15 protein-coding genes are annotated in these 15,757 nt (G+C 67.7%); 9 read left to right on the top strand and 6 right to left on the bottom strand.

The annotated features are described in order from the left end of the window. The first annotated feature begins 7 nt into the window (after positions 1-7). Entirely contained in the window at positions 8-1,339 is a 1,332-nt protein-coding gene (locus ACSVDD_RS14235) for a phenylacetate--CoA ligase family protein (RefSeq protein WP_448190019.1), read from the top strand. A gap of 51 nt (positions 1,340-1,390) precedes the next feature. Further along, positions 1,391-1,996, top strand: coding sequence for an acyltransferase (locus ACSVDD_RS14230; RefSeq protein ID WP_448190018.1), 606 nt, complete (start codon positions 1,391-1,393; stop codon positions 1,994-1,996). Between the two features lie 135 nt (positions 1,997-2,131). Here the strand turns inward: ACSVDD_RS14230 and ACSVDD_RS14225 are convergent, their stop codons facing one another. The 4 genes from ACSVDD_RS14225 to ACSVDD_RS14210 are packed head-to-tail and all read right to left on the bottom strand — an operon-like array spanning position 2,132 to position 6,968. Beyond that, a complete protein-coding gene (locus ACSVDD_RS14225; RefSeq protein ID WP_448190017.1) occupies positions 2,132-2,641 on the bottom strand; it encodes a hemerythrin domain-containing protein in 510 nt (169 codons plus the stop codon). Between the two features lie 3 nt (positions 2,642-2,644). Next, a complete protein-coding gene (locus ACSVDD_RS14220) occupies positions 2,645-3,556 on the bottom strand; it encodes a DmsC/YnfH family molybdoenzyme membrane anchor subunit (RefSeq protein ID WP_448190016.1) in 912 nt (303 codons plus the stop codon). Further along, complete coding sequence (locus ACSVDD_RS14215) at positions 3,553-4,218, bottom strand: 4Fe-4S dicluster domain-containing protein (protein WP_448190015.1); 666 nt, start codon at positions 4,216-4,218, stop codon at positions 3,553-3,555. The genes ACSVDD_RS14220 and ACSVDD_RS14215 overlap by 4 nt, the downstream gene beginning before the upstream one ends. Next, entirely contained in the window at positions 4,215-6,968 is a 2,754-nt protein-coding gene (locus tag ACSVDD_RS14210) for a molybdopterin-dependent oxidoreductase (RefSeq protein WP_448190014.1), read from the bottom strand. The genes ACSVDD_RS14215 and ACSVDD_RS14210 overlap by 4 nt, the downstream gene beginning before the upstream one ends. A gap of 304 nt (positions 6,969-7,272) precedes the next feature. On the opposite strand from ACSVDD_RS14210, the gene ACSVDD_RS14205 reads away from it, so the two are divergent. The 4 genes from ACSVDD_RS14205 to ACSVDD_RS14190 all read left to right on the top strand — a co-directional run bounded on the left by ACSVDD_RS14205 (position 7,273) and on the right by ACSVDD_RS14190 (position 9,035). Continuing rightward, a complete protein-coding gene (locus ACSVDD_RS14205) occupies positions 7,273-7,695 on the top strand; it encodes a GNAT family N-acetyltransferase (RefSeq protein ID WP_448190013.1) in 423 nt (140 codons plus the stop codon). 2 nt (positions 7,696-7,697) lie between these two features. Next, positions 7,698-8,144, top strand: coding sequence for an Rrf2 family transcriptional regulator (locus ACSVDD_RS14200; protein WP_448190012.1), 447 nt, complete (start codon positions 7,698-7,700; stop codon positions 8,142-8,144). Positions 8,145-8,497: 353 nt separating this feature from the next. Next, entirely contained in the window at positions 8,498-8,719 is a 222-nt protein-coding gene (locus ACSVDD_RS14195) for a hypothetical protein (RefSeq protein WP_448190011.1), read from the top strand. 34 nt (positions 8,720-8,753) lie between these two features. Then, positions 8,754-9,035, top strand: a complete 282-nt coding sequence (locus ACSVDD_RS14190) for a hypothetical protein (RefSeq protein ID WP_448190010.1) — start codon at positions 8,754-8,756, stop codon at positions 9,033-9,035. On the opposite strand, the gene greB is transcribed toward ACSVDD_RS14190, so the two are convergent. Both greB and carA read right to left on the bottom strand, forming a co-directional pair. Then, positions 9,023-9,574: a transcription elongation factor GreB gene (gene greB / locus ACSVDD_RS14185; RefSeq protein ID WP_448190009.1), complete on the bottom strand. Its 552-nt coding sequence runs from the start codon at positions 9,572-9,574 to the stop codon at positions 9,023-9,025. The two genes, ACSVDD_RS14190 and greB, sit on opposite strands and share 13 nt — an antisense overlap. Positions 9,575-9,588: 14 nt before the next feature. Beyond that, positions 9,589-10,752, bottom strand: a complete 1,164-nt coding sequence (carA, locus tag ACSVDD_RS14180; RefSeq protein WP_448190008.1) for a glutamine-hydrolyzing carbamoyl-phosphate synthase small subunit — start codon at positions 10,750-10,752, stop codon at positions 9,589-9,591. Between the two features lie 310 nt (positions 10,753-11,062). Here carA and ACSVDD_RS14175 point away from each other — a divergent pair, with 310 nt between their 5' ends. From ACSVDD_RS14175 to rpoD, 3 genes are all read left to right on the top strand, one after another. Continuing rightward, the gene (locus ACSVDD_RS14175) at positions 11,063-11,524 is read left to right on the top strand and encodes a GatB/YqeY domain-containing protein (RefSeq protein WP_448190007.1); all 462 of its coding nucleotides are present in this window, start codon (positions 11,063-11,065) and stop codon (positions 11,522-11,524) included. A 131-nt stretch (positions 11,525-11,655) separates the two neighbouring features. Then, complete coding sequence (gene dnaG / locus ACSVDD_RS14170) at positions 11,656-13,572, top strand: DNA primase (protein ID WP_448190006.1); 1,917 nt, start codon at positions 11,656-11,658, stop codon at positions 13,570-13,572. Between the two features lie 179 nt (positions 13,573-13,751). After that, positions 13,752-15,749: an RNA polymerase sigma factor RpoD gene (gene rpoD / locus ACSVDD_RS14165; protein WP_448190005.1), complete on the top strand. Its 1,998-nt coding sequence runs from the start codon at positions 13,752-13,754 to the stop codon at positions 15,747-15,749. Positions 15,750-15,757: the final 8 nt, after the last annotated feature.

Below are 15,757 nucleotides of genomic sequence, written 5' to 3'. Positions count from 1 at the left end.
AACCGCAATGTCCATCACGACCGCCGACTACATGTTCGCGCCCGACGTGGAGACCATGCCGCGCCACAAGCTGGCCGATCTCCAGCTCAAGCGCCTGCAGCAGGTGGTGCGCCGCGCCTACAAGAACGTGCCCCACTACCGCCGCACCTTCGAGGCGGCCGGCGTGGTGCCGGACGATCTGAAGACGCTGGAGGATCTGGCGAAGTTCCCCTTCACCGTGAAGACGGACCTGCGCGACAACTACCCCTTCAACATGTTTGCCGTGCCGATGAACGAGGTGATCCGGCTGCACGCCTCGTCCGGCACCACCGGCAAGCCGACCGTGGTCGGCTACACGGCGGGCGACCTGGACACCTGGGCGCAGCTGATGGCGCGCTCGCTGGCCTCGGCCGGCGGGCGGCCGGGCAACCTGATCCACAACGCCTACGGCTATGGGCTGTTCACCGGCGGCCTGGGCATGCACTACGGCGCCGAGAGGCTGGGCTGCACGGTGGTGCCGATGTCCGGCGGCAACACCGAGAAGCAGATCGTGCTGATCAAGGATTTCGGCGCGCAGATCCTCTGCGCCACGCCGTCCTACGCGCTGAACATCGCCGAGGTGGCGGAAGCCGAGGGCGTGGACCTCAAGAACTCGCCGCTGAAGATCGCCATCTGCGGCGCCGAACCGTGGTCGGAGGGCATGCGCAAGGCGCTGGACGACCGGCTGGGCGTGCGCGCCCACGACATCTACGGCCTGTCGGAGATCATGGGCCCCGGCGTGGCGGTGGAGTGCCAGGAGCGCGACGGCCTGCACGGCTGGGAGGACCATTTCCTCTTCGAGATCGTCGATCCCGAGACGATGAAGCCCAAGGCCATGGGCGAGACGGGCGAGCTGGTCATCACCACGCTGACCAAGCAGGCGCTGCCGATGATCCGCTACCGCACGCGCGACATCACCAAGCTGTCGGCCGAGCCGTGCTCGTGCGGGCGCACCCACGTGCGCATCCTGCGGGTGACCGGGCGCAACGACGACATGATGATCATCCGCGGCGTCAACGTGTACCCGTCGCAGGTCGAGGCGGTGCTGGTCGGCTTCCCGAACATCGCGCCACACTACCAGCTGGTGATCCAGCGCGAGGGCATGCTCGACACCATGACGGTCGAGGTCGAGGCCGAGGCCGGCTTCGCCATCAGCCAGGACGCCTACGAGCACATCGGCCAACAGGTGCAGCACCACATCAAGTCGATCATCGGCGTGAGCTGCCGCGTCGTCGTGCTGAGCCCCGGCGAGCTGCCGCGCTCGCAGGGCAAGGCGATCCGCGTGCGCGACCTGCGCAAGAAGGCGCCGGGGGTTGCTTGAGGGTACGGCGACGCCCACGTTGGGTCGGCAAGGGTGAACGGAGGGGTGGGTATGCCGACGGTGTGGGCGTTCGACGGTCTGGTTCCGGTGGTCGATCCGACCAGCTACGTGCACCCCTCGGCGGTGCTGATCGGCGACGTGATCGTCGGGCCGGGCTGCTACATAGGGCCGTTCGCGTCACTGCGCGGCGACTTCGGGCGGATCGTCATCGAGGCGGATGCGAACGTGCAGGACGGCTGCGTCCTGCACAGTTTCCCGGCGCGCGACATGCTGATCGAGGCGGAGGGGCACATCGGGCATTCCGCGGTGCTCCACTGCTGCACGATCCGCCGGGGTGCCATGGTGGGGATGAACAGCGTGATCAACGACGGCGCGGTGATCGGCGAGTACGCCATCGTCGCGGCGCAGGCGTTCGTGAAGGCGGGGGCGGAGATTCCTCCGCGCTGGCTCGCCGCCGGGATACCGGCGAAGCCCGTGCGGGCGCTGACCGAGCAGGAAATGGCCTGGAAGGTCGAGGCGACGCGGCAATACCAGCGGCTGACGGAGCGCTCTCTGGCGACGGTGCGGCCGGTGGAGGCGTTGACGGCGGTGGAGCCGGATCGCCGGCGCGTGACGGGATCGGACATCGACCCGCTGCATGTGGTGAAGGGACGGTAAGAACCCTCTCTCGTCCCGGGAGAGGGAGGGGCCCGCCCGGAGGGCGGGAGGGTGAGGGTAAATCCAAGGATCCTCGCCGGTACCCTCACCCGGCCGCCTCACGGCGGCCACCCTCTCCCGGGGCGGGAGAGGGGGTTAATTCATCCCCCGGTACGTCTCGGCCAGCCGGGAGTCCACGTCCGGCTCCAGCATCATGCCGATGCCGGCGAGCAGGCCCATCTCCTCCTTCTGCACGTGGAAGATCTGCCGCTCCGCCAGTTCCAGGCCGAGCGTGTGGACCTCCGTCCAGTCCTCGGACGTGAACGCCCCGGCCTTAAGGGCTTGCGTGATCAGCTGCACGACATCCTCGGCGATGGGGCCGATGGCTTCATGCTCGGACACCAGGGTCAGCACCATCGGCTGCTCGCCGACCTCGGCCAGCAGGGGGAACAGGTGCTCCTCCTCGAAGGCGAAGTGCGTGGCGGTTTCCTGCGCCAGCACGCCCTTGGCCTCGACCAGCACCGCCCGCACCTTCGGGTCGGTCAGGTCGGCCGGCTTGCCCGGCCCCTGGCGGGCGAGCAGCGTTTCCAGGTTCTGCACCGCCCGCAGGCAACGCTCGTGGTCGTCGTGCAGCAGGCGGCCGATCTGTGTGGTGTGTTCGAACATGGTTCAGCCCTTCTGTTGCGGAAGTTGCCAGCCGGTGCGCTCGCCGGCCCGGCTGGTGCCGCGGCCGCGCACCGGCGTGTGGACCACGGCGAAGCCGTTGGAGCGCGCCGCGCGCAGCACGATGGTCACCTTGACGAACCAGCCCGTCACCGTCAGAGCGATGCCGGACAGCACGCCCAGCACATCGGGCAGCACGCCGACCAGCGCCAAGGCCAGCAGCGCCGCCGGCACCGCATGCCCCCCGATCACCAGCGGTTCCGCTTCGGCCAGCACGGCCAGCGTGCCGGCCGGGGCGCCGTTGGCGTCCAGCTGTGTGCGGTAATGCCGCCACGCCGCGTAGCGCGCGCCGCACAGCAGCAGCGCCGCCGCGTAGGCCCACAGCGGCCGGGTGCCGGCCAGCCCGGCGATCACCAGATACAGCCCGGCGCCCTCGGCGAGGCCGCTCGCCAGGATGAAGGGCTGTATCGCCGGCTCGCTCCAGGCGCGGATTCCCTTGGCGGCGCGCAGGATGCGCGCTTGGCAGTACAGGAAACCCAGCCCGACCAGCGCCGCCGCCGCCATCAGCAGCGCGGCGGCGATGCCCATCTCCGGCCGGCTCAGCGCCAGCAGAACCGACAGCGCCGCAAGGCCGAACAGCGGCAGCGAGACGATGCCCTCGCGGGTCATCCACGAGGTCTGCGGGTGGAAGAAGACGTTGATGGCGCGCAGCGGCTTGCCGATCTCCAGCCAGACCATGGACAGGCCGAAGCCGATGAAGGCCAGCGCCAGCAGACCGGCCGCGGCGAACGGTCCGCCGACCAGCGCGGCGATGGCGGCGAAGACCAGCAATCCGGTGCCGGTGCCGCCGCCGATGAAGTTGCACGCCGCCCGCAGGTCCCACGAGCGTTGCAGCTTGGGAACGGTTCCGATGTTCATGCCCCAGCTCCCTTTTGGGCCCCATCCCAGAGATAATAGAAGCCGGGGTTCGTCCCCTGGTCCTCGTGCATGCGGAAGTGCTGGTTCTCGCGCAGCAGCTTCGACACGTTGCTGTCCGGGTCTTCGATGTCGCCGAACGACAGCGCACCCGAGATGCAGGAGTTGACGCAGGCCGGCGTGGCGTCGGGATCGACGCCCGGTGTCAGGCCCTTCGCCGTACCGGCATCCACCGTATCGACGCAGAAGGTGCACTTCTGCGCGACACCGATCATCGCCGGGTCGTAGCGCCGCTTCTCCACCACCGTCGGCGTGTCGCCGAAGGCCCACATTGGTTTGTCCACCTTGTAGCGGGCCTCGTACGGGCAGGCGACGGCGCAGTACGAGCAGCCGATGCACAGATCGTAGTCGATGGTGATGATGCCGTCGGCGCGCTTGCCCGTCGCGGTGGACGGGCAGACCTCCATGCAGGGCGGGTCGGAGCAGTGCTGGCAACCCACGGGGATGAACACGCGCTGGACGTCGGGGAAGGTGCCGACCTCCATGTCCACGACGCGGCGCCACTGCACGCCGGGCATGGTGGCGTTGGTGACCTTGCAGGCCGCCGTGCAGGTCTGGCAGCCGATGCAGCGGCGCAAGTCCGCGACCATCACATAGCGGGTCATGCCGCACCTCCGACCATCTCGGGCAGGATCTTCTTGAGCGACACCTTGACCACGTCGGCGCCCGATCCGGTGGAGTCCGTCAGGTCGAGCGATAGCGGCGCCACGGTGTTGAGGCTGGGGAAGCCCAGCTCCTTGGCGAAGGGTGTCGCCCAATGATCGAACTGGCCGTGGATGATCAGCGTGTCGGGACGCACCCCCTGGATCACGATGGCCTTGCCGCGCGTCACGTTGGTGATCGAGCGCACCTCCACCATGTCGCCGTCGACGATGCCGAGCCTGGCTGCCGTGGTGGCGTTGATCTGCACGCCGCCGTGGTCGCGCACGTTCTTGCCGACGTCGTTCATCAGCGGGATGCCGGCGTTGTTGCCGGTGGTGTACTGCATGGTCTTGGTGGTGATCAGCCAGAACGGGTAGTCGGCGGGCTCGCCGCCCAGCGTCCTGACCGCGTCCTCCCACTTCTTCGGCACGTCGTGCCATTCCGGGAGCGCGGTGTACTCGTGCAGCTGCTCGTCCCACCAGTGGATGCCGGCGCCGTGCAGGCGGGCACCCAACTCCTTGCCGACGCGCAGCAGGCGTTCCTGATAGGGCAACTCGAAGCGCAGGCCCAGCTTCACCATGGTCGGGTAGAGGTACCAGTCCACCCGCTTGAACGGCACGAGGAAGTGGCCGTTCTCCTTGAACCAGTCCAGGTCGTGCACCTCCTCACCCTTGGTGAAGGCGGCGCAGGCGGCCTTGCACTCGGCGTCCCAGATGGCGTCCACCGAATGCTCGGCCGTGGGGTCGAGGGTGAAGTCGTAGCCTTCGCCCTTCAGCGGCACCAGGGCCGCACCGCGGTTGATCGCCTTGTTGTAGTCCTCAAGGAGGCCGCAGCGCTTGGCGAGCTGTCCGGCGATCCAGGTCATGTCGCGGGCGTCGCCCTGCGGTTCGACCGCCGGCTGGCGCAGCGCCACGCCCTGGTGGTGCCAGTGCTGCTCGACGAACTTGGTGCCGCCGACGCGGATGAGCTGGGTGCTTTCCAGATCGGTGGCGTCGGGCAGCAGGATGTCGGCCATCCAGTTGGTCTCGTCCACCGTGTAGGCGAAGGCGACCACGAAGGGCATCCGCGCCATGTTCTCGACCATCTGCTTCGTGTCCCAGAAGGAGATGGCCGGGTTGGTGCGGAACAGGAACCAGACGTCGGGGAAGCTCGGCTTCGGCCAGCCCTCCGGCGTGGCGCGCAGGAACATCCAGGCGAGGTGCGTCGGGCCGAGCGCCTGACTCCACGACGAGTTGCCGACGATCGGCACCAGCGTCTTGTGGGCGTTGCGGCCGGAGGGCTTGGAGGCCCAGTTCTCGGAGTCGGTCGCGTTGAACTTCGTCTCCATGAAGCCGTCGGCGCCGGGCTTGACGCTGCTCAGCCGGTTCTCGTGCGGGCGGTTGAGGCGGACGGTGGTGCCCAGCGTGCCGCCCGGAACCTCCAGCGCACCGACCAGCGTCGCCATCATGGTGCGCGCCCAGCAGCACTCGTAGGCGCCCCAGCCGTTGTTGACCGTCTTGCCCAGCGTGATCGCCACCGGGCGGAAGGGCAGGGTCTGCCCGTCGATCTCGATGGTCTGGCCGACGCAGGCGTTCTCCACGTACTCGTTGGCGACGCGGCGCACGGTCTTGGCGGGGATCTGGCAGACGCCCTCCGCCCATTCGGGCGAGAACTGCGCCATCTGCTCGATCATCGCGGTGAAGGCGGTGTGGCCCTCGACGGCGCGGTGTTCCCACTTGGTGTCGTCCGGGCCGTGCTCGACGGCGTGCGGGACGGTAAATCGGCCCTCCAATGCCGGTTCGGCGCCGGGGGAGTCGTGCGGGACGGCCTTGCCGGTCTTGAGGTCCCACAGCAGCGGCTTGCCGCTGTCGGGGTCGCGCAGATAGTAGCCCTCCGGGCCGATCAAGTAAGGCGAGGCGGTGCGGTCGCGCAGGAAGGGCAGGTCGAGCTTCTCGCGCGGCACCTCGTGCAGCAGCACGTGGATCAGCGACAGCAGGAGCGCGCCATCGGTCTTCGGCTTGATCGGCACCCACTCGGCCGACGCGGCGCCGGTCACCGACAGGTGCGGCTCGACCTGGACGCGCTTGATGCCGCGGATGCGGGCGTCGGCGTGGCGGTAGACGGCGCACACGCCGCCCGACACCTCGACGTTGGTGCCGAACGAGATGACGTAGCGCGTCATCACCGTGTCGGCGCACACCGTGAAGGCGCGGTGCCAGTACTCGCCGTAGAGGTGCTCGGAGTGGACGCACTTGACGCCCTGGCCCGAGCCGAAGCTGAAGTCGATCGGCCCCCACGACGCCAGCCACGCCGGCAGCGTGCCCATGTAGCTGGCCGGCGTGCCGCCGTGCCCGAAGGTGGCGGCGACGCGCGGCAGCCCGGCCTCGTCCAGCAGCCCGGTGGCGCGGACGTGGTTGAGCTTGGTCGCGATGGCGTCCAGCGCCTCGTCCCAGCTGATCGGCACGAAGCCGGGGTCCTCGCCGCGGCCCTTTTTGGGGTTGGTGCGGCGCATCGGAGTCTGGATGCGGTGCGGGTTGTAGGTCTTCTCGATCAGCCCGTACGCCTTGACGCACACGCGGCCGGCGGCCGGGTGCTCCTTGGCGGCGAAGTTCGGGCGGATGTTGGTCGCAACGCCATCCTCGACGACGACGGTCATCAGGTCCGGTCCCGCCACGCAGTTGTAGCAGTAGGTCGGGACGGATTTCGGCTTTGCCCTGTTGTTGGCTGCCTTCATGTCGGCTCCCTAGCGCCTTCCCCCTGTGGCGCGGTTGGGGTGTCCTCCGCGCCAATTGTGCATAATGGTACCACTATGCCAAATTAACGCACGAGGTTCAACGTGCCGTTTGGGCAGGAGTGGTTCCGGCAGACAGGAGCCATTGTCGCGGGCGGGTTTCCATACTACCTTGAGCTATCAATCCAACCGCTTCGCTCGGTCTTAGAGGCCCGGCGGCGCACCCGTTGGACGCGTCGGCGGCCGGATATCAGCAATGTCGCACCAGAATTCTTCTATCACACAAGAGCACGACACAGCGCTGCGCGTGAGGCCGGCGGAACCGTCCGACGTGCCGGCGGTGATCGCGCTGGACGCCGAGACGACGGGGCTAGAGAAGCCCGCGTACTGGAGCGACCTGTTCGAGCGCTATGGCCGGCGCGCCCAGGACCGGTTCTTCCTGATCGCCGAGCATGGCGAGCAGCCCGTTGGCTTCATCGTCGGCGAGGTGCGGGCGTGGGAGTTCGGCTCGCCGCCGTCCGGCTGGATCTTCGCCGTCAACGTCAAGCCGGGCACACGGTTGCTGGGCGTCGGCTCGCATCTGTTCGACTCGATCTGTGCGTGCTTCCGGCTGGCTGGCGTGAAAAAGGTGCGCACCATGCTGTCGAAGGAGGCGACGTTGCTGATGTCGTTCTTCCGCAGCCAGGGCATGCGGGCCGGCCCCTTCATCGAACTGGAAAAGAGCCTCTAGCGATGAGACTGCAAAAGGCCACGCGCTTCGCGCTCTACGCCATCCTCGAACTGGCGTCCGACCCGGAGAAGCAGTTCTCGGCGGCCGACATCGCCGAGCGCTTCGACATCTCGGTCAACCACCTGTCCAAGGTGCTGCGCTCGCTGGGCCGCGCCGGGCTGGTGGAGGCGGTGCGCGGGGCCGGCGGCGGCTACCGCTTTACCGGCAACGCCAAGCGCATCACGCTGCTCGACCTGATCCGCCTGTTCGAAGAGGTGGACTCCGCCCACAACGACACCCGCGAGCCCGGCGATACCACGCCGGAGGGCCGCGCGCTGGGCAGCGTGCTGGAGGAGATCGAGGACATCGCCCGCGCGACGCTCAGCTCGATCTCGGTCGCGACCATGCTGAAGCTGATCGCCGAGGAACGCCGTGCCGCCGGTATGGATCTGCGGGCGATGGCGGAGTAGGCATGGTGCGAACAACAGAATTCACACGGATTTTGGGGAGTTGAACACGGATTACACGGATTTTTTTTAGATCCTGCGCAGCAGCGGCTTGCAGGAACGCCGATGCGCTGCAAGCGTCAAAAAATCCGTGTTTAAATCCGTGTAATCCGTGTAATCCGTGTGAATTCTGCTTCAGACAAGAATCCTCGGACTTCGGCTTACGTCCAGCCCGGACACATTTGCGCCTGGATAATGGGGTGGAACCTTGATCGGGGGCCACCTGTTGGCTGGCGAGAACGGAACTGCGTCGGAACAGGGCCGGCACGGGGGCTGAGATGGACGACGGCAGCACTCCCCGACACGCACCCAACCACATGCCCCCGCCGGACGCGGCCGGGGCGCCGCAGCACACCCGCGACGCACCGTTGCGTGGCGATCCGGTGCTGGACGGCAATCGCCCGCGGGTGACGAGTCCGCCGCGCGTCTCGCCTTCGGCGGCGGACGGGGGCTGGACGGTCGGCGGCGTGACGATGCCGATGGTGGCGCTGCTGGTGGTGGTCGTGCTTCTGGTGCTCAGCATGCTGGTGCTTCGCTAGCCCCGGTGCCGGCTTTCGAGACGGGAGGTTTCCCATGGGCAGGACCATTGTCTCCCAGGGCGGCCGTGCCGGCGATGCTCGCCGGGCGGTCGACGGTCTGGTGTGCGCCGAGCCGCAGGGCGCGGGAGAGCGGAACTTGGACGATCCCGCGGCGGATCGGGCCGGCACGCGGACCAAGGATGATGCGGACGTCGGCCAGCCCGGCACCTCGCCGGGGACGCGCGGCGGGGCGACGGCTTTTGGAGGGATCAAGCGCGAGACGCCGCGGACGAAGACACCCTCTCCCCAGGGGAGCGATAGGAATCAGGTCGGATAGGAAATCTCGACCACCTCGATGTTCTCCACCCCCGCCGGGGTGCGCAGCGCCACGACATCGCCCTCCTGCGCCTTCAGCAGCGCGCGGGCGATGGGGGAGATCCAGCTGACGTGGCCCTTGTCGGTGTCCGTCTCGTCGATGCCGACGATGGTGACGGTGCGCTCGGCGCCGTCCTCGTTGGCGTAGGTGACGGTGGCGCCGAAGAACACGCGGTCGCGGTTGGTCTGCCGCTCGGGATCGACCACCTCGGCGGCTTCCATGCGCTTGGTCAGGAAGCGGATGCGCCGGTCGATCTCGCGCAGCCGCTTCTTGCCGTACAGATAGTCGCCGTTCTCCGAGCGGTCGCCGTTGCCGGCGGCCCACGACACCACCTCGACCACCCGCGGGCGCTCGACGCGCAGCAGGTGCTTCAGTTCGTCCTGCAAGCGCTGGAAGCCGCCCGGCGTGATGTAGTTCTTCACGCCCTTGGGGATCGCCGGCGCGCCCTCGGCGCCGTCGTCATCGTCCCCGTCGGACTCCCTGGTGAACGCCTGGCTCACGGTCTTGATCGGCGTCAGGGCAGCGGCTTGCCGTCCATCAGGTCGACGAAGCGGCGGAACAGGTAATGGCTGTCCTGCGGGCCGGGCGACGCCTCGGGGTGGTACTGCACCGAGAAGACCGGCTTGCCCTTCAGGCGGATGCCCTCGTTGGTCTGGTCGAACAGGCTGACGTGCGTCACCTCGACGTCGGCCGGCAGGCTCTCCGGCAGCACCACGAAGCCGTGGTTCTGGCTGGTGATCTCGACGCGGCCCGTCGCGAGGTCCTTGACCGGATGGTTGGCGCCGCGGTGGCCGCGCTCCATCTTCGCCGTCCGGCCGCCCAGCGCCAGCGACAGCATCTGGTGGCCGAGGCAGATGCCGAACATCGGCACGCCGGTGTCGATCAGCGCCTTGATGGTCGGCACGGCGTATTCGCCGGTGGCGGCGGGGTCGCCGGGGCCGTTGGAGAGGAACACGCCGTCGGGCTTGTGGCGCATCACGTCCTCGGCCGTCGCGTTGCCGGGGACGACCGTCACCTTGCAGCCGGCGTCGGCCAGGCAGCGCAGGATGTTCTGCTTGGCGCCGAAGTCGATGGCGACCACGTGGAAACGCGGGTTCTCCTGCGTCGCGTAGCCCTTGCCCATGGTCCAGGCCGCCTCGGTCCAGGAGTAGGTCTGGCGGCAGGAGACCTCCTTGGCGAGGTCCATGCCCTCCAGCCCCGGCCAGCCGGCGGCCTTGGCGCGCAGCGCGTCGAGGTCGAAGTTGCCCTTCGGGTCGTGCGCGACGACGCCGTTCGGGGCGCCCAAGTCGCGGATGCGGCGGGTCAGGCGGCGGGTGTCGATGCCGGCCAGACCGATCAGGCCGAAGCTCTTCAGCCAATCGTCCAGATGGCGGGTGGAGCGCCAGTTCGACGGATCGGTGATGTCGGCGCGCAGGATCAGGCCGCGCGCCGCCGGGGTCACCGTCTCGATGTCCTCGGGGTTGGCGCCGACGTTGCCGATGTGCGGGAAGGTGAAGGTGATGATCTGCCCGGCGTAGCTGGGGTCGGTCAGGATTTCCTGATAGCCGGTCATCGAGGTGTTGAAGCAGACCTCGCCCACCGAATCCCCGATGGCGCCGATGCCGCGGCCACGGAAGACCGTTCCATCGGCAAGGACGAGCACACCGGTGTAGAGTTCGGGGGAATTGCTATCGGGCATCGGGTCCGCACCTTCACAACGCCTGCCGCGGGCGACATATCCACTGCACGCGGAACAGCGTCGGCATAGCATTCCGCGGGGCGCACGCGCTCGCGCCTGAAGGCCCCCGTTCCGGTCAGGGCGCGGGGGCAAGCGGGCTTCGAATAGACAGGAGCGGTGGGCCGGTCAACCTATATGACGAATGGCCGCAGGATTTCCACCCCCTCGTTTCTCGCAGCAGGGTTTCGCGGGGCGGGGATGCTGGATGCGGCGGGAGGAATGCGCTATCTGGTGCGCCTTGCTGAACTGAAGCCGACGAACGAGGACGATCATGCTGCGCAACCGCTTCAACGAAGCCATGAAAGACGCCATGCGGGCGAAGGAGCAGGGCACCCTGTCCACCGTGCGCATGATCCTCGCCAAGCTCAAGGACAAGGACATCGAGGCGCGCGGCAAGGGCGTCACCACCGGCCTCGAGGACTCGGAGATCCTCGGCATGCTCCAGGGCATGATCAAGCAGCGCCAGGAGTCCGTCGCGCTGTACGAGCAGGGCGGCCGCCAGGAACTGGCCGACAAGGAACGCGCGGAGATCCAGGTGATCGAGAGCTTCCTGCCCAAGCAGATGTCCGAATCGGAGGCGGTGGAGGCCATCAAGGCGATCATCGCCGAGACCGGTGCTGCGTCGGTGAAGGACATGGGCAAGGTGATGGCCGAACTGCGCGCCCGCTACGCCGGCCAGATGGACTTCGGCAAGGCCAGCGGCCTGATCAAGCAGCAGCTTTCGGGAGGGTGAGTCTTCTTTCCCGTTCCCCTCCCTCTCCCGGGGCGGGAGAGGGGATATGGGGGCAGCCCGGTGTCCGATGACGGGACCTTAACCGTTCTGCTATAGCGTACGGCCCTTCTCGCCCGTTTGACCGGACCCCGATGGCCTTCCCGCCCCAATTCCTGGAGGAACTGCGCGTTCGTCTGGCGCTGTCCGACGTGATCGGCAAGCGCATGCGCCTGCTCCGCGCCGGCCGGGAGTACAAGGCGCCGTGCCCGTTCCACAATGAGAAGACGCCGTCCTTCTACGTCAACGACCAGAAGGGGTTCTTTCATTGTTTTGGCTGTGGGGCCCATGGCGACATCATCGGCTTCGTCATGCGCCACGACAACATGGCGTTCCCCGAAGCTGTGGAGGCGCTGGCGTCGGAGGCCGGGCTGCCGGTGCCGCGCCCGTCGGACGAGGACAAGCAGCGCTACGAACGCCGCAAGACCCTCAACGACCTCGTCGAGCAGGCCTGCCGCTGGTTCGAGCAGCAGTTGATGGCGCCGGGCGGGCGCGCCGGGTTCGAGTACTTCCGCCGCCGCGGCCTCGACGACGAGACGATCTCCCGCTTCCGCCTGGGCTTCGCGCCGCCCGACCGCGGGGCGTTGCGCCAGCATCTGCTCGCTCAGGGCTTCTCCGACGACGACATGGTCACCGCCGGCCTGCTGAAGCGGCCGGAGGACGGCCGCGCGCCCTACAGCTTCTTCCGCAACCGGGTGATCTTTCCGGTGGCCGACCGGCGCGGGCAGGTGGTGGCGTTCGGCGCCCGCCTGCTGGAGGGTGACGGGCCGAAATACATCAACACCGCCGACACGCCGCTCTTTCACAAGGGCACGCTGCTCTACGGTCTGTCCCGCGCCCGGCAGGCGGCGGGCGACGGGCAGCCGGTGGTCGTCGCCGAAGGCTATATGGACGTCATCGCCCTGGTGCGCGCCGGCTTCGAGGGGGCGGTGGCGCCGCTCGGCACCGCGCTGACCGAGACGCAGATCCAGGAGCTGTGGAAGCTCATCCCCGGTGCGGAGAAGGAGCCGTACCTCTGCTTCGACGGCGACAAGGCCGGCCGGCGCGCCGCGTGGCGGGCGGTGGACCGCATCCTGCCGCACCTCGCCCCCGGCCATTCCGCCCGCGTCGTCTTCCTGCCGGAGGGCGAGGACCCCGACAGCCTGATCCGCGCCCACGGCGCCAAAGCCATGCGCGGCATGCTGGAAGCGGCGATCCCGCTGGCCGAGGCGGTCTGGCGCATGGAGACCGAAGGCAAGCGCACCGACAGCCCGGAGACCAAGGCCGCCATCAAGGCGGCGCTGGAGGCGCGCTGCGACCAGATCGCCGACCGCACCGTGCAGTCCTTCTACCGCACCGACATGCGCCGGCGGGTGGACGAGGCGTTCGCCTGGAAGCGCCCCGCCGGACCGGCGAAAACCCCATGGCAACCGGGTCCGCGCGGCGCGACTCGGAAGCCGCAAAGGCACCAGGTGGGCGAGCCGGGGCTGCGCACCTCGCCTCCGCCGGGGCATGTGCGGGGGAGGGTGGGCCGGCCAGTGCAGGAGCATGTGCGCGAAAAAGTTATGCTCGCCACCATCGTCAACCACCCAGAGTTGTTCGATGAGGTGGGGGAATCGCTGGGAATGCTGGCTTTTCCGCCCGGACCGCTCGAAGAGCTGCGGCAAGCGGCCATTGGAGTGCTTTCTGCCGACTCAGGGAGCGACTCGGGGCTTGACGCCGCGGCTGTCGAAAGCCATTTGTCTTCCGCGGGCTTCGATACCATTTTGGCATCATTGCTAAGCGAGTCGACCTATGACCATGGGCGCTTCGCCCGGCCGGACGCATCCCTGGAGGAAGCGCGGCGGGGCTGGTGGCCGACCTGGGGGCACCTGCATCACGAGCGGGTCGCTGCCGAACTGAGGGACGTGAGGGAGACGCTGGAGCGCGAGTACAGTGACGAAACGTACGCGCGGATGTTGGCTCTCCTGCAGGAGGTCATCAAGGTCGGAATGGGGATGGATGACACGGACCTCGACGACAATGCGTCGTAACCACTGTTGTGGTGGCGGAACGGGGCTTTGGACGGAAAAAAAAGCGGGGCCGGGTGTTGGTTCAGGCCAATCTTGGTTTGGTTGGAAAAATTCGGTTGGCGGAACGAACGGCGCGGTGTGACCGCCGCGGCTTCGTGTCGTCTTTTCTTTATCTGGGGTAGTGCGGGGGCAGCAGTCGCATGGCCACGAAAGCAGCGAACAGCGTCGAATCGTCCGAAAACCGGGAAGAGTCCGGTGACGGTCCTCTGATGGATGGCATGGGGTTGGCCGTCAAGAAGATGATCGCCAAAGGCAAGGAGCGCGGCTACGTCACCTACGACGAGCTGAACTCCGCCTTGCCGCCCGACTCCTCGTCTTCCGAGCAGATCGAAGACACGATGGCGATGCTGTCCGAGATGGGCATCAACATCGTGGAGTCCGAAGAGCAGGACGACGCCGCCAACGCGGAAGCCGCGGCGGACGGCGAGGGCCGCTCGGCGGGCAACCTGGACGACGACGACATCGGCCGCACCGACGACCCGGTGCGCATGTACCTGCGCGAGATGGGCTCGGTCGAACTGCTGAGCCGCGAGGGCGAAATCGCCATCGCCAAGCGCATCGAAGCCGGCCGCGAGATGATGATCGGCGCGATCTGCGAATCGCCGCTGACCATCCGCGCCATCATCGAGTGGCACGATTCCCTCATGGAAGGGAAGATGCTGCTGCGCGACATCATCGACCTGGACGCCACCTACGGCGGCGGCCCGGACGGCGAGGGCCTGCCGGACGGCGTGGTGCCGGCCGAGGGGCTGGCCCCCGGCGCCGAACCGGCCGAGGGCGATGAACCGGAGGGTGCCCGCGCCGAAGGCGGCGACGAGCGCGAGCCGGGTGCCGAAGGCGACGGCGAAGGCGAAGGCGACGAGGACAACAACATGTCCCTGTCGGCCATGGAGGCCGCGCTGAAGCCGCAGGTGCTGGAGACCTTCGAGAAGATCAAGGCGACCTACGACAAGCTGCACAAGGTGCACGAACAGCGCCTGACCGCCATGCAGCGCGGCGAGGACGTGACCAAGCAGTCGGACAAGAAGTACGAGAAGCTCAAGGCCGAAATGGTCGAGCTGATGAACACCGTCCGCCTGAACAACCAGCGCATCGAGCAACTGGTCGAGCAGCTCTACGGCCTGAACCGCAAGCTGACCGGCTATGAGGGCAAGCTGCTGCGCATGGCGACCGAGTGCCGGGTCAAGCGCGAGGACTTCCTGAACCAGTACTTCGGCCACGAGCTGGACCCGAACTGGCTGGAGCGCATCCGCGGCCTGAACCCCAAGACCTGGGGCAAGTACGCCGAGAAGTACGGTGCCGAGATCACGAAGACGCGTGAGGCCGTGGGCGGCATCGCCGACGAGTCGCGCGTGCCGATCAACGAGTTCCGCCGCATCGTCTCGACCGTCCAGAAGGGCGAGAAGGAAGCCAGCCGGGCCAAGAAGGAGATGGTGGAGGCCAACCTGCGCCTCGTCATCTCCATCGCCAAGAAGTACACGAACCGCGGTTTGCAGTTCCTGGACCTGATCCAGGAGGGCAACATCGGCCTGATGAAGGCGGTGGACAAGTTCGAGTACCGGCGCGGCTACAAGTTCTCGACCTACGCGACGTGGTGGATCCGGCAGGCCATCACCCGCTCGATCGCCGATCAGGCGCGCACCATCCGCATTCCGGTGCACATGATCGAGACGATCAACAAGCTGGTGCGCACGTCCCGCCAGATGCTGCACGAGATCGGCCGCGAGCCGACCCCGGAGGAGCTGGCCGAGCGTCTGATGATGCCGTTGGAGAAGGTCCGCAAGGTCCTGAAGATCGCCAAGGAGCCGATCTCCCTCGAGACGCCGATCGGCGACGAGGAGGATTCGCACCTCGGCGATTTCATCGAGGACAAGAACGCGGTCCTGCCGCTCGACGCGGCGATCCAGGCGAACCTGCGCGAGACGACGACGCGGGTGCTGGCTTCGCTGACGCCGCGCGAGGAGCGGGTTCTGCGCATGCGCTTCGGCATCGGCATGAACACCGACCATACGCTGGAAGAGGTCGGCCAGCAGTTCAACGTGACCCGCGAGCGCATCCGCCAGATCGAGGCGAAGGCGTTGCGCAAGCTGAAGCACCCGAGCCGTTCGCGCAAGCTGCGCAGCTTCCTGGACACCTGATCCGGAGT

Source organism: Azospirillum terrae (genome assembly GCF_053470425.1).
This window is presented reverse-complemented; position numbering and strand designations above follow the sequence as displayed.